Annotated in this window: 19 protein-coding genes; 2 read left to right on the forward strand and 17 right to left on the reverse strand. The window is 33.9% G+C overall.

Translation table 11 applies throughout. The features are described from left to right. Both B5D15_RS13030 and B5D15_RS13035 read left to right on the forward strand, forming a co-directional pair. On the forward strand, window positions 1-251 hold a 251-nt coding region (locus B5D15_RS13030), incomplete at its 5' end, for an ATP-binding protein (RefSeq protein ID WP_179122314.1). Window positions 252-311: 60 nt separating this feature from the next. Then, entirely contained in the window at window positions 312-473 is a 162-nt protein-coding gene (locus B5D15_RS13035) for a DUF4357 domain-containing protein (RefSeq protein WP_341429180.1), read from the forward strand. Between the two features lie 211 nt (window positions 474-684). Here B5D15_RS13035 and rlmD read toward each other — a convergent pair whose 3' ends face one another. The 17 genes from rlmD to B5D15_RS13120 all read right to left on the reverse strand — a co-directional run bounded on the left by rlmD (window position 685) and on the right by B5D15_RS13120 (window position 21,781). Continuing rightward, on the reverse strand, window positions 685-2,055 hold the full coding sequence (gene rlmD, locus B5D15_RS13040) for a 23S rRNA (uracil(1939)-C(5))-methyltransferase RlmD (RefSeq protein ID WP_078697551.1): 1,371 nt from the start codon (window positions 2,053-2,055) through the stop codon (window positions 685-687). A gap of 152 nt (window positions 2,056-2,207) precedes the next feature. Then, window positions 2,208-2,426, reverse strand: a complete 219-nt coding sequence (locus tag B5D15_RS13045) for a DUF378 domain-containing protein (RefSeq protein ID WP_078697552.1) — start codon at window positions 2,424-2,426, stop codon at window positions 2,208-2,210. A 319-nt stretch (window positions 2,427-2,745) separates the two neighbouring features. Beyond that, the gene (pyk, locus tag B5D15_RS13050; protein WP_078697553.1) at window positions 2,746-4,497 is read right to left on the reverse strand and encodes a pyruvate kinase; all 1,752 of its coding nucleotides are present in this window, start codon (window positions 4,495-4,497) and stop codon (window positions 2,746-2,748) included. An 11-nt stretch (window positions 4,498-4,508) separates the two neighbouring features. Continuing rightward, window positions 4,509-5,471, reverse strand: a complete 963-nt coding sequence (gene pfkA / locus B5D15_RS13055; protein ID WP_078697554.1) for a 6-phosphofructokinase — start codon at window positions 5,469-5,471, stop codon at window positions 4,509-4,511. 70 nt (window positions 5,472-5,541) lie between these two features. Next, on the reverse strand, window positions 5,542-5,769 hold the full coding sequence (locus tag B5D15_RS13060) for a glutamate decarboxylase (protein ID WP_242948755.1): 228 nt from the start codon (window positions 5,767-5,769) through the stop codon (window positions 5,542-5,544). A 105-nt stretch (window positions 5,770-5,874) separates the two neighbouring features. After that, window positions 5,875-9,372, reverse strand: coding sequence for a DNA polymerase III subunit alpha (locus tag B5D15_RS13065; RefSeq protein ID WP_078697556.1), 3,498 nt, complete (start codon window positions 9,370-9,372; stop codon window positions 5,875-5,877). A 49-nt stretch (window positions 9,373-9,421) separates the two neighbouring features. Then, window positions 9,422-10,729: a DRTGG domain-containing protein gene (locus B5D15_RS13070; RefSeq protein ID WP_078697557.1), complete on the reverse strand. Its 1,308-nt coding sequence runs from the start codon at window positions 10,727-10,729 to the stop codon at window positions 9,422-9,424. Window positions 10,730-10,766: 37 nt separating this feature from the next. Then, the gene (gene whiA / locus B5D15_RS13075) at window positions 10,767-11,723 is read right to left on the reverse strand and encodes a DNA-binding protein WhiA (protein WP_078697558.1); all 957 of its coding nucleotides are present in this window, start codon (window positions 11,721-11,723) and stop codon (window positions 10,767-10,769) included. Between the two features lie 12 nt (window positions 11,724-11,735). Next, window positions 11,736-13,058 (reverse strand): gluconeogenesis factor YvcK family protein, encoded by a 1,323-nt coding sequence (locus B5D15_RS13080; protein ID WP_078697559.1) that lies wholly within the window; start codon window positions 13,056-13,058, stop codon window positions 11,736-11,738. Continuing rightward, window positions 13,058-13,933, reverse strand: coding sequence for an RNase adapter RapZ (rapZ, locus tag B5D15_RS13085; protein ID WP_078697560.1), 876 nt, complete (start codon window positions 13,931-13,933; stop codon window positions 13,058-13,060). Before rapZ ends, B5D15_RS13080 begins: the two co-directional genes overlap by 1 nt. Window positions 13,934-13,951: 18 nt before the next feature. Continuing rightward, complete coding sequence (locus B5D15_RS13090; protein WP_078697561.1) at window positions 13,952-14,683, reverse strand: PHP domain-containing protein; 732 nt, start codon at window positions 14,681-14,683, stop codon at window positions 13,952-13,954. A gap of 154 nt (window positions 14,684-14,837) precedes the next feature. Continuing rightward, on the reverse strand, window positions 14,838-15,923 hold the full coding sequence (gene hisC / locus B5D15_RS13095; RefSeq protein ID WP_078697562.1) for a histidinol-phosphate transaminase: 1,086 nt from the start codon (window positions 15,921-15,923) through the stop codon (window positions 14,838-14,840). 186 nt (window positions 15,924-16,109) lie between these two features. Further along, window positions 16,110-17,021, reverse strand: coding sequence for a UDP-N-acetylmuramate dehydrogenase (gene murB / locus B5D15_RS13100; protein WP_078697563.1), 912 nt, complete (start codon window positions 17,019-17,021; stop codon window positions 16,110-16,112). Between the two features lie 72 nt (window positions 17,022-17,093). Beyond that, window positions 17,094-18,446, reverse strand: a complete 1,353-nt coding sequence (locus tag B5D15_RS13105; RefSeq protein WP_078697564.1) for an RsmF rRNA methyltransferase first C-terminal domain-containing protein — start codon at window positions 18,444-18,446, stop codon at window positions 17,094-17,096. Window positions 18,447-18,486: 40 nt separating this feature from the next. After that, on the reverse strand, window positions 18,487-19,215 hold the full coding sequence (locus B5D15_RS13110) for a phosphatase (RefSeq protein WP_078697565.1): 729 nt from the start codon (window positions 19,213-19,215) through the stop codon (window positions 18,487-18,489). Between the two features lie 72 nt (window positions 19,216-19,287). Beyond that, window positions 19,288-21,156: an excinuclease ABC subunit UvrC gene (gene uvrC, locus B5D15_RS13115; protein ID WP_078697566.1), complete on the reverse strand. Its 1,869-nt coding sequence runs from the start codon at window positions 21,154-21,156 to the stop codon at window positions 19,288-19,290. A gap of 10 nt (window positions 21,157-21,166) precedes the next feature. Next, window positions 21,167-21,781, reverse strand: a complete 615-nt coding sequence (locus B5D15_RS13120) for a metal-dependent hydrolase (protein WP_078697567.1) — start codon at window positions 21,779-21,781, stop codon at window positions 21,167-21,169. Between the last annotated feature and the right edge of the window lie 73 nt (window positions 21,782-21,854).

Here is a 21,854-nt window from a genome sequence, read left to right on the forward strand (position 1 = left end):
TATGCGATGAATGGGGATACATTCCAATTGACATTGAAGGGGCTAAACTATTATACCAGGTTATAGCAGGATGCTATGAGAAAAAAAGCATAATATTAACTACAAACCTTGAATTCAGTAAATGGAACAGTATTTTTTTCGATGAAAAGCTAACAAACGCTATACTTGATAGGATGGTCCATCACAGTCATTTACTAATATTTGACGGCCCCAGCTGGAGGCTCCAAAATTCATTAATGAAATACAATTAATTTACAATTATGGTAATGCGGATGTTGCAAAGATTTTTTTCAAAAGTTTGTATTTAATTATTGCAAAACACAGAAAATGGAATACTTCAAGAAAACATCTTATTTCGTAGCCCATCATATGCTGCTGCTTTTGTCATTGGCGGCCACGTAAACGGACTGACAGAATGGAAAACGAAAGATGGGGTATCATTGAAAGAAATAGAAAACAGTGAAGGTAATTGAGCTAAATTATACATCCATCCTGTCTCCTCAACCCCTATGAAAAAAGCGCGTTATCTAATCTGTCAACTCAACCCTATCACTTCCAGGGCAGTTGATATGTTCCCTCAAACAATAAAAATAAGGGTTTCCCGGCATTGGTGTCTCCGGCAAAGGAGCCGAGAGAAAAACTCAATGTCTGGAAACCCCTTGTTTATGGGCATTTTCAGCCTTTCTATTTATCCACCCTTGACATCAAGACCACGCACTCAACATGACAGGTCTGTGGGAACATATCAACCGGCTGAATTTCAATAGTCTTATATGAAAGCTCCTCAAGTATTCCAAGATCCCTTGCTAAAGTTCCTACGTCGCATGAAACATAGACAATTCTTTCAGGCGACATTTTTGCTACTGCATCAAGAAGTTTCCTGTCGCATCCCTTTCTTGGGGGATCAACAACTACAACATCAGCATAGATTCCTTTTTCAATAAGGTTAGGTATTACAACTTCTGACTCTCCTACAATAAACTCAGTATTAGTGATATTGTTTATTTTTGCATTTTCCTTTGCGTTTTCAATAGCTTCTGCCACTATCTCAACACCGTAAACCTTTTTTGCCCTTTGAGCAAGGAACAAAGATATAGTTCCTGTTCCACAGTAGGCATCGAATACGACTTCATCTCCTGAAAGGTCTGCATATTTAAGGGCAGTATTATATAATATTTCAGTCTGCACAGGGTTTACCTGAAAAAAAGAAAGTGGAGATATGTTGAATTTAAAGTTTCCAATGTAATCAGTTATTGTATCGCTTCCCCACAGAGTTTTGCACTTATTCCCTAAAATTACGTTTGTTTTTTTAAGATTTATATTCTGTATTATGCTTTTTATTCCCTTTACTCCTTTTAACCTTTCTATCAAATCTTCTTTATGGGGCAGGTTTTCAGAATTAGTTACCAAAACCACCATTATATCTCCTGTTTTATTAGAATTTCTTATCATTATATGCCTTAATATACCTTCACCAGTTATCTCATCATAAGGAGCAAGATTGTTTTCCTCTATCCACTTTTTTATTATAGATATTATTTTCGAAGAAGACTTATCTTGAATGTAGCACTTATCCATTTTTATTATCTCATGACTTCTTGGAGCAAAAAAACCTATTACAGGCATACCCTTTACTAATCTTACTGGGAGCTGCACTTTATTTCTATAATTATAAGGATTAGTCATTCCTATAGTATCATGAATAATAACATCTTTAATCTTACCTATCCTTTCAATCGAATCTATTACTCTCTGCTTTTTAAATTTCAGCTGAGCCTCATAAGACATGTGCTGTATCTGGCAGCCGCCACATCTTTTATATATATCGCATATAGGTTCTGTTCTTTCTTTAGAAGGTTTTATTATATCGATTAATTTACCAAAAGCGTAATTTTTTGATACTTTTACTATTTTAATTTTTACTAATTCCTTTGGAAGTGCTCCTTCAACAAAAACTGTAAAATTATTTACTCTTCCAACGCCTTCTCCCTGAAAACCAAGACCCGTAATTTCTATTTCATATTCTTTGTTCTTTTCAATCTTATTTTCTGCCATATTCTCACCCCATAGTATAATCTACATAGACTATTTTATCAAAAAAACAAAATATTAAAAGACGTTCTAATTTTTTAGAACGTCCCACTTAAAGTAATAGCATTTGTAATTAAGGAAGCCCTAATCACAAATGCTAAATGTTTTGCAGCATTTTACTCTCTTTCAATAGAAGCTGCTGAAAACTTACTCGATGTATATATAAGATATAATCCTGCAATACCTACAAGGGTATAAACAATTCGGCTTACAGTAGACATAGGGCCAAATAAAAATGCAACCAAATCAAAATTAAAAAGACCAATCAGTCCCCAATTCAAAGCTCCTACAACAGTTAATGCAATTGCAAACCAATCTAAAGTATCAATTCTCATTTCTTTTTCCTCCTAATTAAAAAATATTTTTTTAATTTCTAATTTTAATATGTACCATTTTTTTATAATTTATACATGTTTAGTTAATGTCAAAATAGAATAAAAAAAGCACACCAAAGGTGTGCAATAGCAGAATCAGTTACCGATTAAAAATTCAACGGCTCTTTTTATTATTAACAATTAATAATGAAATTATACATAAATAAAGGATAAAAAAAGAGCCCTAAAAGGGCTTAAGGAGGTAAACTTTATTTATGTTATTATAACTAGCTAACAAAGGAAAATCTTACTTAGTAACAAATACTAAATTTAATCAATATTATAACACATTTGCCCTGCCGCTGTAAACTACCCCGTTACGTGTATCCATAGTAATTAATATACCAGTTTTAATTACTTCAGTAGCTCCATGAGCTCCGACAATAACTGGGATTCCCATGCTTATACATTCAACAGCAGTATGAGAGGTGAGTCCACCCTCTTCAGCAATTATTCCACCAATTCTTCCTATAACATTTATATATTCTTTGCTTAATTCTTTTACTACTAATATATTGCCGTCATTGAAATTTTTATTTATATCATTTATACTTTTTGCTACATATGCATTCCCATAAGTTGCAATACCAACGCCTCGTCCTTTCACGAGTATGTCGCCAACTATATGAACCTTCATAAGGTTTGTTGTTCCAGTAAATCCAACAGGTACACCGGCTGCAAGAACAACAAGGTCTCCTTTTTTAACATATCCTTGAATTAGAGCCTCATTCACTGATTTATCCATAACATCATCAGCTGATTCCATTCTTTCAGTTATTATTGGATAAACACCCCATACGATTGCTAACTTTCTTGCTACCCTTTTAAAAGGTGTTGCTGCAATAACATTGCACTGTGGCCTGTATTTTGAAACCATTCTTGCTGTATGTCCCGATTGTGTTGCTGTAATTATAGCAGAAGCATTAAGCTCCATTGCTGTAGTAACTGTTGCAAGACTTATAGCATCTGGTACTGATTGAGAATGGTATTTTCTTCTCTTTCTCAGCATAGAATCATAATTAAGTGCAGACTCAGCCTTCTGTGCAATTCTTGACATAGTAGCTACTGCCTCAATAGGATACTTTCCATTTGCAGTTTCTCCACTTAGCATTATAGCATCAGTACCATCGAAAATAGCGTTAGCAACATCGCTTGCCTCAGCTCTTGTAGGTCTTGGATTTCTAATCATAGAATCGAGCATCTGTGTGGCAGTTATAACTGGTTTGCCTGCCATGTTGCATTTTTCTATAATCATTTTCTGAACGACTGGAACATCCTCAGTTGGAATAGCAACACCTAAATCTCCTCTTGCAACCATTATTGCATCGGAGAACTTTATTATATCATCTATATTGTCAACGCCTTCCTGATTCTCTATCTTTGAAACTATTAATATTCCCTCTCCATCGTTATCCTCAAGAACCTTTCTTATCGCAATAACATCTGCTGCCTTTCTTATAAAGGAAGCTGCAATTATATCTATGCCCTGCTCAATACCAAATTTGATATCCTCAATATCTTTCTTTGTAAGCGCAGGAAGGTTGATTTTAACGCCTGGTATATTCATATTCTTATGGCTGCTTATTACTCCGCTGTTTAATACTTTGCAGTGAATATCCTGTCCTTCTATTTTTTCAACTTCAAGGCCAACAAGACCGTCATTTATTAAAACCCTATCTCCTGCTTTTAAATCTTCATGAAGTTTTTCATAATTAACAGAACAAATCGTTTCATCGCCTAAAACTTGTCTTGTAGTCAATATATATTTTTGACCTTCAGATAGTTCCACGCTGTCAACTTTAAAATTACCAGTTCTAAGCTCTGGCCCTTTGTTGTCAAGAATTATAGCAATTGGCTTATTAAGCTCTTCCCTGATTTTTTTAATAAGTTTTATCCTGTTTCCATGCTCTTCATAGGAACCATGGGAGAAGTTAAGCCTTGCTGCATTCATACCATTTTCAACGAGCTTTCTTATCATATCTTCACTCTCAGAAGCCGGACCTATGGTACATATTATTTTAGTCTTTCTCATTATTTCACTCCTTAATATGATAATATTTGCGCTAAATCGTAAAGGTTATCATTGGATTCCTTTTTCATATTCAATGCCTCAGTAATATCTACATCTATAACTTTGTTGTCTTTTATTCCAACAACCCTTTTGGATTTTCCTTCAACTAAAAGTTCAACAGCTCTTGCTCCAAGCCTTGATGCAAGTATTCTATCAAAAGCAGTAGGGCTTCCTCCTCTTTGTATATGTCCAAGAACTGTAGCTCTTGTCTGAATGCCTGTTACCTCTTCGATTTTCTTTGCCATATCTTCAGCTCCACCGACACCTTCAGCAAGAAGTATTAAATTATGAACCTTGCCTCTTACTTTTCCTTCTATTATAGTTCTGCATAAATTATCAAAATTATATTCTCTTTCAGGAATAATAATGTACTCTGCACCGCCTGCAAGACCTGTAAAAAGGGCAATATCACCGCAGCGTCTTCCCATAACCTCAACAATACTTACCCTTTCATGAGATGTTGAAGTATCTCTTAACTTATTTATAGCATCGAGTACAGTATTAAGTGCTGTATCAAAACCTATTGTATAATCAGTATAAGCTAAGTCATTATCAATAGTTCCTGGAATGCCTATAGTTTTAACATCGAATTCATCAGAAAGTTTTTGTGCACCTGTAAAGGAACCATCTCCTCCAATTACTATAAGACCTTCAATTCCAAATACTTTTAAAACGTTATAGGCTTTCTTTCTGCCCTCTACCGTTTTAAATTCATCACTTCTTGCAGTTCTAAGTATAGTTCCTCCCCTCTGAATTATATCTGAAACTGAAGTACGATTCATTTCAAATATTTCACCATTTAAAAGTCCATTATATCCCCTTTGAATTCCCATTACTTTAATACCCTTGTCAATACCTGTTCTAACAACTGCTCTTATAGCAGCGTTCATGCCTGGTGCGTCTCCCCCACTGGTTAAAACCCCTATTGTTTTCATATGTATACCTCCTTGTCCATAGGGACTTTAAAAGTCCCGCGTTATTCAAAAAACAGCGTCTTTATGAGCATCAAAACGTGATAGATGTTAGAATGATATATGCATCATCCACTTCAGACTTAGGAACCAGTATTTCATAAAGGCCATTATCGTCGTTATTTTTTCCTATTTTTTTTATTTTTACAAGAACCCCCTGCTCACACAAAGCTTTTTCAATTTTCTCCATTTCCTGTCTGCTTTGTGCGATATAAACAACTGTCCACATTCCTGACTGGCCTCCTAATATATTCTCATTCATATTTTATTTTATTTTATACTAAAAATCAACAACTAATTCCTTTTTTACTTAAAGTTAATACTTTTAAAAAAAGAAAAGCCTATAATACTTTGAATAATTATAGGCTTAAATAATTTTTACATTTTCATCTCCTAATGCACCATTAAGTTCTTTCAAAAATTCCTCTGAAATTTCAACCCACATCTCTCTCGAAGCCATAAGAGTTTTTTGGGACTCCATTAAAAATACATAAACTGGATTTTGCCCCCTATACCTTAATAGAATAGGTTTTAAATCCTCAATCTGAGTTTTCCAAGATGAATCATTAAGTCGTATATAAACTTTTCTATTATCAGTGTTGCTTTGTTTTTTTAAAGGCTCTACATCCTCAGCAATAATTTTGGGCTGTTCCTCTTCCCTTATGCTTATTCTTCCCTTAATAATTACCATGCTGTCTTCAAGAAGCATTTTGCTGCATTTTTGATATATCTTCGGGAAAATCAAAACTTCAATAGATGCAAATATATCCTCAACCTTTATAAACGCCATAATATCGTTCTTTTTTGTTGCCTTTATATTAACCTGTGATATTATTCCTCCAACGATTACCTTCTGACCGTCCTGAAATTTCGATTGAGACACTAATCCTTCCTCTTCTTCTATGGTAACTATGTCAGATATTTGTGTATTAGTAAATAAATTTAACTCCTGAATATAATCATCGAGAGGATGTCCGCTTATATAAAGTCCGAGCATCTCCTTTTCCATTGAAAGGAGGTATTTCTTATCAAACTCTTTAATATCCGGAAAATCATCCTTATTATTTAAATTTTCTTTTGTATCTATATTAAATAACGAAATCTGCCCATCAAGATTTCTTCGCTTATCATTAATAATCGAATCTATTACCTTCTCATATACATTTAAAAGCTGCGATCTTTTTAGCCTGAAGGAATCAAATGCTCCTGCTTTAATAAGACTCTCAACAGTTCTTTTATTTACATCAGAAAGGTTTACTCTTTCGCAAAAATCAGTAAAACCTTTAAAAGGTCCCTTATTTTTTCTATCTGAAATTATTGAATAGATTGCTCCCTTGCCTACGTTTTTAATAGCAGCAAGTCCAAATCTAATCTTATTTCCTGATACTGAAAAATTAACGCTGCTCTCATTAATATCTGGAGGCAAAACATCAATCCCCATTTTTTTGCATGCATATATATAAAAAGCTACCTTTTCGTTGTTTCCCATAACGCTTGTTAAAAGAGCTGTCATAAATTCAACAGGATAGTATTTTTTAAGGTATGCCGTCTGATATGCAACAACAGCATAGGCAGCTGCATGGGACTTGTTAAAGGCGTAACTCGCAAAATCCATCATAAGGTCAAAAAGTTTATTTGCAACCTCTTCACTTACTCCATTCCTCACTGCTCCAGGAACAATTATGCTGCCATTATCATCTAAAAGACCATATATAAAGTTTTTCCTCTCCTGCTCCATAACCGAGTGTTTCTTCTTTGACATTGCACGCCTTACAAGGTCTGAACGGCCCATTGAATATCCTGCAATATCCCTGACTATCTGCATAACCTGCTCCTGATAAACCATACATCCATAGGTAACATCGAGTATAGGTTTCAACTTTTCATCAAGGTAAGAAATATTATCAGGATTGTTTTTATTTTTAATATACGTCGGAATCTGTTCCATAGGACCTGGTCTGTATAAAGATATTCCAGCAATTATATCCTCAAGGCTTGAGGGTTTTAGTTCCTTCATAAAGTTAGTCATACCAGTTGATTCAAGCTGAAAAATACCCTCCGTGTTTCCTGCCCCAATTATTTCATAAACCTGTTCATCTTCATAGTTTATAAAATCGAGGTCTAATTCTACTTTATGGTTATCTTTAATTAGCTGCACAGCATCTCTTATAACAGTCAATGTTCTAAGGCCCAAAAAATCCATCTTTAATAAGCCAAGTTCCTCTAAGGTTGTCATAGGAAACTGTGTTACAATAGTATCCTCATTTTTAGATAAAGGAACATATTCAACTATAGGAGCTGATGATATAACAACCCCGGCAGCATGGGTTGACGAATGCCTTGGTAGTCCTTCGAGGGACTTTGAAATATCTATTAGATGTCTTACTCTCTCATCCTCTTCATAAACCTTTTTAAGTTCAGGATTGATTTCAAGAGCCCTATCGATTGTCATATTAAGTTCAAAGGGAATCATCTTTGCAATAACATCAACTTCAGCGTAGGAATAATTAAGAGCCCTCCCAACATCCCTTATAGCTCCTCTTGCTGCCATAGTACCAAAGGTTACAATCTGAGCCACTCTGTCCTTTCCATACTTCTCAACTACATAGTCTATGACTTCCTGTCTTCTTTCATAGCAAAAATCCGAATCTATATCAGGCATGCTTATTCTTTCAGGGTTTAAAAATCTTTCGAAAAGAAGGTTATATCTGATTGGGTCAATCTTTGTTATTCCAAGAGTATAGGCAACAATTGAGCCTGCAGCGCTTCCTCTTCCAGGGCCTGTCATTATTCCATTTTCCCTTGCAAATCTTATAAAATCCCAAACAATAAGAAAATAATCCACGTATCCCATCTGCTCAATTACTGAAAGTTCATATTCCAGTCTATCTATTATTTCCTTTGAAACTTCTTTATATCTTTTATAAAGGCCCTCAAAGCAAAGCTTCCTCAAATAATCCTTTGAGCTAATACCTTCAGGGGTTTCAAACTTTGGCAGTTTTGTTTTATTAAATTCGAATTCAACATTACACACATCAGCTATTTTATTAGTGTTTTCTATAGCTTCAGGGATATAATCAAAAAGCTCTGCCATCTCTTCACTGGATTTTAAATAAAACTCGTCTGTAGGAAATTTCATCCTGTCTGAATCATCTATAGTTTTAGCAGTCTGTATACATAAAAGTATCTCATGGGCTGAAGAGTCCTCTCTGTTTATATAGTGGACATCGTTTGTAGCAACAAGCCCTATATTAGTCTCCTTTGATAGCTTTATGAGGCTTTCATTTACTTTTTTCTGCTCTTCTATTCCGTGATTTTGAAGTTCAAGATAAAAATTTCCCTCTCCGAAAATTTCTCTATACATTAGTGCCTTTTGTTTTGCTTCATCGTATTTCCCTTCTAAAAGAAGCGTTTGAATTTCTCCACCAAGGCATGCGCTTAACGCTATAATACCTTTTGAATGCTTCCTTAAAAGTTCATAATCTGCCCTTGGTTTATAGTAAAATCCATCCACAAAAGCTTCAGATACTATCTTCATAAGGTTTTTATAGCCTTCATTATCCTTTGATAAAAGTACCAAATGATAATTTGCAGCGTCATAGGAGTTTTCCTTTTTATATCGTCCCCTCGGAGCTATATATATTTCACAGCCAATAATAGGCTTTATACCCTCTGTAAGACAGTTCTTATAAAAGTCAATAACACCATACATTACTCCATGATCTGTTATGGCAAGGGATTTCATATTTAGTTCCTTAGCCCTTTTTATAAGCTTTTTTATCCTTGCAGAGCCATCAAGAAGACTGTATTCTGTATGAACATGAAGGTGTACAAAATTCCCCGATTGCAGCTTTTTATCAGTCATCAGCAGTGCCTCCCATTTTTAATCGGCGTTTTTTATAAATTCATAGTTTTTACTTTCTTAAAACCTTAGCGCTTAAAAGAGCTTTTCCAACAAGCTCTTTACTTTTATCAATTATCATCTCTATTTCAACTTTAGAAAGATTTCGGCCAGTGTCTATAATATGTGCATTTACAACAACCGTTGAATCCATTTGTACAGGTTTTACATAAAATACCGTAAAAGAATCTACCGTAATATTTAGATGATTCCTTTGAGCTAATGCTATCGTGCCTATAGTGGACATTATAAAAGTTAATACATTATAGCTTGCCGTACCTATAGAGCTTAACATCTCAGGAACAATTTTGCCAGTAAATTTAAGACCTTTGTCTGTATTTACATAAGTAAAATTTTTAAGAACCATATCTTCAATCGTTTCCCCAACCTGCGGCTGCTTATTTATATATTGAAGAGCAACTATTACATCCTCTCGGCTAATAACCCCAACAAGCTTTTTATCTTCAACAATAGGTACTAATTCTATTCCTTCCCAAACCATAATATGAGCTGCATAGGCAACTGAGGTTTTGGGAGTTAGGGTAATAGGGTTACTTGTCATAAAGTTGATTACCATTTCTTCATCTTTTACATCAGGTGAAATATCTTTTATCGTAATAATTCCTGCAACTCTCTCAAACTTATCTATTACTGGAAATCTTCCATGCTTTGTTCTTTTTATTTTTTCTTTTAAATCACCAATTGTATTATTGGTCTTAACATACTCTACATCAGTTTTCATTATATCTTCAATGAGTATTATATCCTTTTTAATAAGATTTTCAGAGATAGCTTTGTTTATCATTGATGCTGTTGTAAATGTATCATAGGAACAGGATATAATAGGCAGCTCCTTCTCATTAGATAGATTTTTAATCTCATCGCTGCATCCAAATCCTCCTGTAATCAAAACTGCACATCCATTTTCAAGGGCAAGCTTTTGAGCATCTTCTCTGTTTCCTACTATAAGTAGATTCCCCGGAGTTATATACTTTTTCATCATATCCGTCGTCATAGCGCCAATTACAAATTTATTAAGGGTTTTATATAAATAATCCTTTCCTCCAAGAACAGTCCCCTCAACTATATTTACAACCTCTGCATAATTTAAACTCTCAATATTTCTTTTTTCAACCTTTTCAATTCTGACAGTCCCAACCCTCGGTACTGTAGTAACTATTCCAAGAGTTTCCGCATCCTTTATTGCCCTATAGGCAGTTCCATCGCTTACATTAAGCTCTGAAGCTATAAACCTAACAGATATTTTTGTACCCACTTTTAAACTTCTTATATATTTTATTATGTCTTCATGTTTTGACATTTCTTCACCTCGATTAACTGACTTTTATTTTTAAAAATTAAAAATCGCTTTCCTTAAGTTCCTCAGCTATCTTTTCAATCTTTCTCAGCCTATGATTTACCCCAGACTTTCCAAGGGGCGGATTTAACATCTCTCCAAGTTCTTTTAAGGAAACATCAGGAAATTTAAGTCTAAGTTCAGCTATTTCTCTAAGACCCTGAGGAAGTTTTTTTATAGCTGATTTTTCTTTTATATATTTTATTGCTTCTATCTGCCTTACTGCTGCATCCACAGTTTTATTTAAATTAGCAGTTTCACAGTTTACAAGCCTGTTTACATTGTTCCTCATCTCTTTATAAATTCTTACATTTTCAAGATTCAAAAGAGCTGAGTGAGCTCCAATTATATTGAGAAGGTCAATTATCTGATCGCCTTCTTTTAAGTACACAACATAGCTGCTTTTTCTTTGTATTATCTTTGAAGTAAGTCCAAAGGAATTTATAAGCTTCATAAGTTCCTCAGACTGTTCAAGGTTGTTAACAACGAATTCCATATGGTAGGTTTTTTCGGGGTTGCTTATTGACCCTCCTCCAAGGAAAGCACCCCTTATATAAGCTCTTTTACAGCAGTTTTTCTTTATAATATTGTTCCCTATCCTATTGTTAAAGCTCAGTGTTCCGTCTGGATGCTCTTTAAATATGCCAGTTTTTATTAATATATCTCTTGAGCCCATATCCTGATTAATAACAAGAATATATATATTATTCTTTTTAAGAGAATTACTTTTCTTAACAAGTATTTCAGTATGAATCCCAAAGGCACTCTTTAATAAACTAAAAATTCTCCTTGCAATTGCAGGGTTTTCCGTTTGTATTTTAAAGCTGAGGCCTTGACTTCCCTTAATGCTTATAGTTCCGCTCATTCTTGTAATCGCAGCAAGTTCTGCAAGCTGACAGCATTTTTTTTCTTCATTTATCCTGCATAGTTCATTCTTTGCTATGGAAGAAAAGGACACACTCCCACCTCCTTACCTATCTTTCACCTTCTCAGAAAGATAATAATAGTCGATAATTCTCTTTTTGTTTTTTGGAAAACCATATTTTAATATAAGATTCATAATAGTCTTTGAAAGTTTTTTAGTATCATGCCTTAAGAGTCCTAAATCGTTAATATAAATATAATCATCCAGTATAATTTTTATATCCTCAGAAATATTTTCTTTATCCACCTCAACCATATCCTGTGAATCATCCTTATACTTTTTAAAATATTTTTCTGGTATAATTCCATTATTTGCAATTACAAAATCTACTATATTAGAGCCGCAATGGGATTCTATTGCCTTTAAATGTTCTGACAGCTTATAGCCGTCAGTTTCTCCAGGCTGTGTCATTATATTAGATACATATATTTTAATTGCGTTTGAGTTTTTAACTCTTTCAGCTACTTCTTTTATAACCAGATTAGGAAGTATACTCGTATAAAGGCTTCCAGGACCTATTATAATACAATCCGCATTATCTATTGCAAATAGCGCATCATCGAGGGGTTTTGGGTTATCCGGTTTTAAATAAACCTTTTCTATTTTGGATTTATTTTTTATACATTCTAAAGGTATATTTGACTCTCCCTCGACCACAGCCCCGTTTGAAAGTTTAGCACACAAAGTTACATCGTTTAATGTTACAGGATACACCTTCCCAGTAACTGCAAGTACATCGCTCATTTTTTTAATAGCCTCTTCAAAGCTTGAAGATATGCCGTTCATTGCAGCAATAAAAAGATTGCCAAAGCTTTGATTTTTGAGATTTCCCTCTTTAAATCTATATTGCATAAGTTCTTCCATAACAGGCTCAGTATGAGCAAGAGCTACAAGGCAGTTTCTTATATCTCCAGGAGGAAGCATTCCAAAGGTATCCCTTAATACTCCTGAGCCTCCCCCATCATCCGCAACAGTAACGATTGCACAGATATTTGAAGTATAATCCTTAAGACCTCTGAGCATAGTTGAAAGACCTGTTCCTCCACCAATTGCAACTATTCTTGGGCCTCTTATGAGCAGTCTTTGCTCATATAAAAGATCAGTTAAAGACTGTTTTGTAATCTTACCGCTTATGTTTGTTCCGCTGATAAGCGTTAGTATGCTTTTAAGCTCCAGCTTAAGGGAAGCATACATTATTATTATACCAATAACAGTGAAGTAAAGGTAAAGCAAAAGATATAAATCAAAAATTGGTCCCCTAAAGAGCAGCTTTGATATTCCAAGAACAAAAACGGTTATACCCAAAAGTCCCATCAGAACCCATCTTTTAATCCTAAGTCCCGGTTTAAACCAGTCAAAAAAATTCATTACCTAACATCCCCCAAAGTATCATTGGTCAAATCTCTATGAGTTATCAAAGCAGAATGACCGTTTCTTTTTAAATTTTCATATATAAGATTAGCTATAGTTACAGACCTATGGCGTCCTCCTGTACATCCAACAGCAATAACAAGCCTTGATTTTCCTTCTTTTATATAATAGGGTATTAAAAACTCAAGTAAATCGCTGACTCTTATTAAAAATTCCTGAGTCTCATTCCATTTTAGTACATAATCTCTGACTGGAACATCATTGCCTGAAAAAGGCTTTAGTTCTTCTATATAGTATGGATTTGGAAGAAACCTGACATCAAATACAAGGTCTGCATCAATCGGCATACCATATTTAAAGCCAAAGGATTCAACGGTTATAACAAGGCTTTCAAACTTTTCACCGCTTATAAATATCTTTTTAAGTTCTTCACGAAGCTGCCTTGTTGATAGATTGGATGTGTCTATAATATGGTGAGCCTTCTTTTTAACTTCCTTAAGTCTTTCCCTCTCCTCTTCTATAGCATCTATTATATTTCCATCGTTTGCAAGAGGATGGTTTCTTCTCGTTTCTTTATATCTTTTAACAAGAACATTATCCGAAGCATCGAGAAATAGTATCTCATATTTGTATCCCATATTTTCTATTGTCTTAAGGCTTTGAAAAAGTTCATCGAAAAATCCTCCGCCCCTGATATCTACAACTATTGCAACCTTATCTATTTTATCCCCTGAGGCATAGCAAAGCTCAGACAGCTTTGGAATCAGAGCTGGCGGAAGATTATCAATACAAAAATATTGAAAATCTTCAAGACACCTTATAGTCTGAGTCTTTCCTGCCCCTGAAAGTCCTGTTACTATAACAAAGCGCATTAAAATTCCTCCTAAAAATCATTTTAGAGCATTTATTATTCTATCAGCTGAAAGCCCAGCCTCCTTTGCAATTTTTAAACCCTTTTCAAAATTTCCTACATTCTCTGGAGTATGGGCATCGCTGTCTATTGCAAAATATGCTCCTTCCTCCATTGCTATTTTAACATATTCTACGGTCATATATCCATGGCTTGAATTAATTTCAAGAACTGTTCCCTTTTTTGCTGCAGCTCTTGCAAGCTCTCTTGTATCGATATCAATTTTTGCTCCTGGATGAGTTATTATATCTATATCATATTTGTTAATAGCTTTAATAAGAGCCTTAGTGTTTTCCATCCTGCACTCTTTTTTTAGAGATGGTATTATATTTGAAAGTTTATTTTTCAAATATAATCTATAAAATGACTTAAAATCCTTAGGCATTGCTCCATTATGGAAACCTACAAGAAGTTTATCGAGTATCTTAATGTCCTCATAGTTTACATCTATATCGCCATCAACACTTATTAAATTAGCTTCAACTCCAAGCATTATTTTTATTTGAGGATATTCTTTTTTTAGCCTTTCAATTTCCTCTCTCATTTTTTTCAGCTTTTTTGATCTTACCCCATAGAATACATGCCCTGGTCCATGGTCAGATATAACAATCTCTTTTAGGCCTTTCTTTATAGCAGATTCAACATTCTGTTTTATAGTTCCCTTTCCATGGCTGTATATTGTATGAGTATGATAATCTCCAAAGATTTGCATTATTATTCCTCCAATTTGTCCATCATTATTTCAAAATATATCATAGTACTTTAATCTCTTCAATAATAATCTGCGTAAAAAATAAATTCATATTCTAAAATTAAAAGCCCATAATGCTTATAGTACCACTAATTATTGCATTATGGGCAAAATTTTATTTATTTAGTATATTTTCAAGCTCTTTAATATATCTTTCATTTTGCTGCATAGTTCCTATTGAAACTCTAAGCCATCCTTCCATTCCAAACAAATATCCAGGCCTTATAATAATTCCTCTTTTTAAAAGCTCATTGAATATTACTTTATCATCTCTATTTGTATTAACCATTATAAAGTTTGCATGACTTTTTATATATTCTAGACCTAATCTTTCATATTCTCTATAAAGGTATTCTCTTCCCTTCGTATTTTCGTCAATAACTTTATTTAAAAATTCTGTATCGCCAAGAGCTGCAACAGCTGCTTTCTGTGCTACTAAGTTGGTATCAAAGGGTCCTACAACAGTATTTATATATCTTGCTATTTCTTCATTTGCAACTCCATAACCGCATCTTAAACCTGCAAGTCCGTAGGCCTTTGAAAAGGTTCTAAGAATTATCATATTTTTATACTTTTCAAGTAGAGGAATAGTCTGAGGAAAATTTTCATCCGTAACATATTCATAATACGCTTCATCCATAACTATTATTACATCCTCAGGTATTAAGTCAAGAACGCTTAAAAGTTCATCCTTTGTTATAATAGTTCCCGTAGGATTGTTAGGAGTGCAAAACCATAAAACTCTTGTTCTCTTATTTATTGCATTTACCATTCCCTTTACATCAAGTGCATTGTTTATCATAGGGATTTTAACTGCCTTCCCACCCATTAAAACAGTGCTGTCTTCATATCTTTGGAAGGAAACCTCTCCCATTATAGTTTCATCTCCGTCACCAACAAACAAACTGCAGATAGCCCTTATTAAAGAATCAGAGCCTGTACTACAAAAAACATTTTCAATTTTTACTCCAAGATTTTGTGCTATTGCTTTTTTCAGTTCATAGTTTGAAGCATCAGGATAAAGATAAATTTTATCACATAAATCTTTTATTACCTCCTGAACCTTAGGTGAGCAGCCAAGAGGATTTTCATTTGAAGCAAGTTTTATAATATCCTCAAGACCTAATTCTCTTTTTACCTCTTCAATAGGCTTGCCAGCCTGATAAATCTTAAGTTTTAAAGCTGCATCCCTTATTTTCATTAAAGTTACCTCCTTAAAAATAATAAAAAAATTCTTACATCTTTATTTTACAATATTGCGAATATTGGCGTCAAACTTTCATTTTGTAAAGCATTGAATTGTTAAATTCATAAATGACGTATAATAAAGCAAAATTCTATAAACAAAGCCGGCAATGCTGTATTTATACAGCATTGCCGGCAAAAACTATTCCTCACCTATTATTTTTATTTCAGGTTCTAAAAGCACACCGAATTTTTCATTAACTATTTCCTGAACCTTCTTAATAAGTTCAATAATATCCTTTGCAGTTGCATTGTTGTAATTTATTATAAAACCTGCATGCTTTTCTGAAACCTTTGCCCCGCCTATTGAATATCCTTTAAGGCCAGCATCTTCAATAAGTTTTCCCGCAAAATATCCTTCAGGTCTTTTAAATGTGCTTCCTGCGCTTGGATAATTTAATGGCTGCTTATCAGCACGTCGCCTGTTAAGCTCCTCCATTCTGCTTCTTATCGCAGTGCTGTCTCCCTTTTCAAGAGCAAAAACCGCTTCAAGAACTATATAGTTTCCACTTTGCACTATACTGTGCCTATAGGAAAGTTCAAGCTCATCCCTATTAAAGCAAAAAAGATTTCCATCATAGTCACATAAAACTGCCGATTCTATAACATCTTTTATTTCAGGGCCATAGGCACCAGCATTCATCGTAACTGCACCGCCTACAGTACCAGGTATTCCCGATGCAAACTCCATTCCCTTTAAGCTGTTTTTAAGGGCTTCCATAGAAACATTAGAAAGGAATGCTCCCGATTGAGCTTTTATTTTATTCCCCTCTACAGATATGTTATTCAGGGATGTAAGTTTAATAACTGCACCTTTGAATCCTCCATCCCTAACAACTATGTTTGTTCCATTTCCCATTATAAAAAAAGGAATATTATGTTCTTTAAAAAGCTTTATTGCACTTATAACCTGCCATGTCTTTTCAGGTATTATAAATATGTCTGCAGGTCCTCCAACTCTAAAGGAAGTATGGTTTTTCATTGGTTCATTATAATTTATATTTTTTTTATCAAAAATTTTTTCAAGTTCATAAATAACTGCGTCTAAATCCATATATTCATCTCCTACAATAAAACTTAAGCAATTACAGTATATATATAAATAATGCATAAATCAAGAAAATTGTTACAACCTAAGACCCTTTGGATAATGGTTTTTAACTACTCCCTTAACTGCCTTTCCCCAGCCTATTGAATACCCATCAACGAGCATAAGGCACCAGCCATCATCCACTTTTGCTTTTATAACATCTCCCTTAAGGTATGACATTATTTCTTCACTGTCTGAAGATAAGTTTACACTTCTTTTTGCATCCCTGTCAATAATAGATAAAGCTAAAGCATGATTTGGTTCAAATCTGTTTTTCTTAAAGCTTCCAAGATGAATTCCTGTTCTTAAAACTTTAAGTCCTTTCAAAGTACATAAATTCTTTGGAAAACTGTAAAGATTTTCACCAGTAAGGTAAAAATTTTCTTCTATTTCAATGTTAAGGTTTTCAGTTAAAAAAATATAATAATCCTTAAGCTCATTTTTTTTGACATTGCTCTTTAAAGGAGTATAGGAAAAATCCTCACCAGAGTTTTTTCTAAGAAGTGCAATAAAATGTCCTTCGCCCTTTAATCTATGTGGGAAAAGCCTTACAGCTCTTGCAAGGTTTTCATTATCAAAATACTCATAAAGCCCGCTTTTAAAGCCAAAGTTCTTTTCAATATTAATAAGTTCAAACTCCTTATGTTTTTTAAGAAAATAGTCTATTGTTTCCTCATTTTCCTCAAAGGAAAAAGTACAGGTTGAATAAACTATATATCCTCCAGCCTTTAGCATATTAGCTGCCGATTCCAATATTTCTCTTTGCCTTACAGCACATCCTTCAACGTTTTCTACGCTCCAATCTTGTATTGCTGCTTCTTCCTTTTTAAACATACCCTCACCAGAGCAGGGAGCGTCAACGATTATTTTATCAAAGTAGCCTTTAAACACTTTTTCAAGCTCTCTTGGAGAATTGTTTGTAACAACCGCATTCTTAATGCCCATTCTTTCAATGTTCTCAGATAATATCTTAGCTCTTTTGGGCTCTATCTCATTGCATACTAAAAGACCCTTTGAATTTAAATAGCAGGCTGCCTGAGTTGATTTACCCCCCGGTGCAGCACATAAATCGAGTACCTTATCCTCAGGCATTATATTTAAAGCTGGAACCACCGCCATAGCACTCGGCTCTTGTATATAATAAAGCCCAGCCTGATGGTAGGGGTGTTTTCCAGGCTTATCATCCTTTATATAAAATCCTCTCTCTTCCCATGGTATAGGTTCTAAACTGCTAAAGGGAGAAATTTCTTTAAATTCCTCTAAACTTAATTTCAATGTATTTACTCTTATTCCCTTTGCTCTATCTAATTTTAAACTTTCTACAAAACTATTATATTCATCCTTTAAAATTATTTTCATTCTCTCAAAAAAATCATCAGAAAGCTTCATAATACAACCTCTTTAAAAAAACCGCCAAGATGGCGGCTTATTATTTTTTCTTAAGTTTTCCCTTATTAATAAGATATTTTTTAAGCCTATCTTTATCGCAGTTTATTATATGCTCATCGTCAATTCCGGCTTTTTCAATAATCTCTACAGCCTTTTTAAACTCTCCAATGCTGTAGCAAATATGAGCATCCGTTCCGAGAGCTATCATGTTCCCCTTTTCTGCTGCTTTTTTTGCTATAAGGCTACAGTTTTCATAGCTTCCAATTCTTGAAACTCCGAGGGAACTGTTATTGATTTCTATCATAACGTTATAATATAATGCCGCCTCTAAAACCTCATCTATATCTATTGGAAACATGGGATTTCCTGGGTGACCTATAATATCTACATAACCGCTTTTCATAGAGTTAATTATTGCCTTAGTATTATCCTTTATACTTCCTGGCGCTATACACACATCATGAAGGCTTGCAATTACAAGATTAAGTTTTTTTATTCTTTCCTCATCTATGTCTATATGTCCATCATAGTCTATTATATTTGCCTCTACTCCTTTTAAAATCTCAACCCCATTAATAGACTCAGGTATTACCTTCAAATTTCCAAAATGAAATATATGAGGACCTCCCGGCATAGCAGGACCATGATCCGTCATTCCTATAAGCTCTATTCCTTTTTTCTGAGCCTCAATACAATTTTCAATAATCGTACTATACGCATGACCGCTTGCTACTGTATGGGTATGAGTATCCACAACAAGCTTTTTCATATAACCACCCCCATTACAAATACATTATAATATAAAGTTCTTAAACACACAAATATATTGAAAAGCTTACTTTTAATCTCTATCATTTTTATTAAAATATTCATATACAGCAATAGCAGCTTTTTCGTTCATTCCCTCTATCTTCCTAAGTTCTTCTATGGATGCTTTTTTAATAGCTTCAACGTTTTCAAAATGTTTTATAAGGGCAAGCCTTCTCTTTTTACCTATTTCAGGTATTTCATCGAGGATTGACGTTATTGTGTTCTTTGTTCTAAGACTTCTATGATAGCTTATTGCAAATCTGTGAACCTCATCCTGAATTCTCGTTATAAGTTTAAAAGAATTAGAATCTTTATATAGAGATATTTCACTTCCTCTAAATACTATTCCCTTAGTTTTGTGCTTTTCATCCTTGACCATTCCGCAAACAGGTATATCAAGATTAAACTCTTCTAAAACCTTTTCTGCAACAGATACCTGTCCTAATCCTCCGTCCATCATAATTAAATCCGGAAAATTAGAAAATTTGCCTTCAGATATGTTTTTTCCAAGGTTCTCAAGTTCTCTAATCTCCTCAAGGCCTCTTTTAAATCTTCTAATTAATATTTCCTCCATTGACCTATAATCATCAGGACCTTCAACAGTTTTTATTTTAAACCTTCTATAATCGCTGTTTTTAGGTTTCCCTCCTTCAAATACAACCATGCATCCAACGGAATCAGTACCCTGAATATTTGAAATATCATAGGCCTCAATTCTATTAGGAATGTTATCAAGTTCAAGTATTTCGCTCAGCTCCTCAAGAGAATATTCTGTCATATTCTTTTCCCTTAAAATTTTGTATTTCAGCTGTTCGAGAGCTGCTACAGCATTTTTCCTCGCAAGCTCTATTATCCCGCTTTTTACTCCTCTCTCTGGAACTTTAATATATACCCTGCTTCCTCTTTTTTGTGTAAGATAGGATTCTATAATTCCAAGTTCCGATATATTCCTTTGAAGCAGTATGTTCTTTGGTATATATTCTCTTTCAGAGTAGAACTGCATTATAAACTGAGACAGCAATCTTTCATCATCATCTATATCATCAAAATAGAAATCCTCCCTTCCTAAAAGCTTTCCTCCCCTTATAAAAAAAACTTCTATGCATATTTTATCTTCATTCTCAGCATAGGCAATAACATCTTCATCATCATTAGAAGATGTTATTATCTTTTGTTTTTCCTGTATAGTTTTAATAGAGTTTATCTTATCCCTGAGTTCCGCTGCTCTTTCAAATTGAAGATTTTCTGAAGCTTCATTCATTTTTTCTGTAAGTTCTTCTATAAGCTTATCATGCTTTCCCGAAAGAAAAAGAAGTATATTATTTATCATATTTTCATACTCTTTCGCGTTAACTGTACCTGTGCAGGGAGCAAGACACCTTTTTATATGATAGTTAAGGCAGGGCCTCCCATTCTTTTCTCCATAATATAGTGTTTTTTTGCAGCTTCTAATAGGATATAATTTTTTAATGATTTGAAGCGTTTCCCTGACTGCATAGGTATCAGTATAAGGTCCAAAATATTTTGCGCCGTCTTTTTCTATTTTTCTTGTCATAAATATTCTTGGATATTCCTCATTTACTGTTACCTTAATATAAGGATAGTGCTTATCATCCTTTAAAAGTATATTATATCTTGGTTTATGCTTTTTAATAAGATTGCACTCGAGAATCAGTGCCTCAATCTCTGTATCTGTAAGTATATATTCAAATTCTTCTATATGGCTTACCATAGCATAGACTTTAGGAGAGTGATTTTTAGAGTTTTGAAAATACTGCCTCACCCTGTTTTTAAGTGAGACAGCTTTTCCTATATAAATAATTTCTCCATCGCTGTTTTTCATTATATAAACTCCGGGTTTATCCGGAAGATTTTTTAAAGCCTCATCTAAATCGAACATTTTAGTCCTCCTATCTCATTTTCATCATAATAATAGGAAGTTTATAAGTTAGATATATAAGTCCTCCTGCAGTTATTATGCTTTCAATCATTTTCCCCCAGAAAGAACCAACTGTAAAAGTTATGGGCATTTTAAATTTCTTTTTTGAAAAGGGATAAAAAAGTGGAATACCCTTTGATGTAAACATATCTGCTGATAGATGGGATAGATATCCTATCGAAAATGGAACAATAAGGTTTCCACATCTTATTTTTACCATAATATAACCAATAGTAAATAAGAAGCATAAAAAGCCTGTAAGGCTATGGGTAGTACCATTTCTATGGTTTGATGCCCCAATGAAAATAAAGAAAACTCCAAGGGCGTTTAAGTGACTATAGGAAAAATAAAAGCTGTTAACAGCTATTACAAATATTCCAAGCATAAAATAAAATGTAACTTTAGCACCTTTACTTTTAAAAGGAAGAATATATTTATTAATAATGCTCTTTGGATGATCAACATCTGGAAGAAGTGCAGCTAATGCACTAACCGAAAGAGCAGAAACTGTCAAATCCATGGGTATATACTGCGATAAAATGACTGCTGACATTACTCCAATACCAACGTGGGTCTTCCCAGTCATGATTTTTCTCCTTTTATGTAAACTATTTTAATATTAGTATATACCACTTTTTTGTTTCGAACAAGCGTTTGAA

Source organism: Caloramator quimbayensis, from assembly GCF_900167605.1.
Classification (GTDB): domain Bacteria; phylum Bacillota; class Clostridia; order Clostridiales; family Caloramatoraceae; genus Caloramator_B; species Caloramator_B quimbayensis.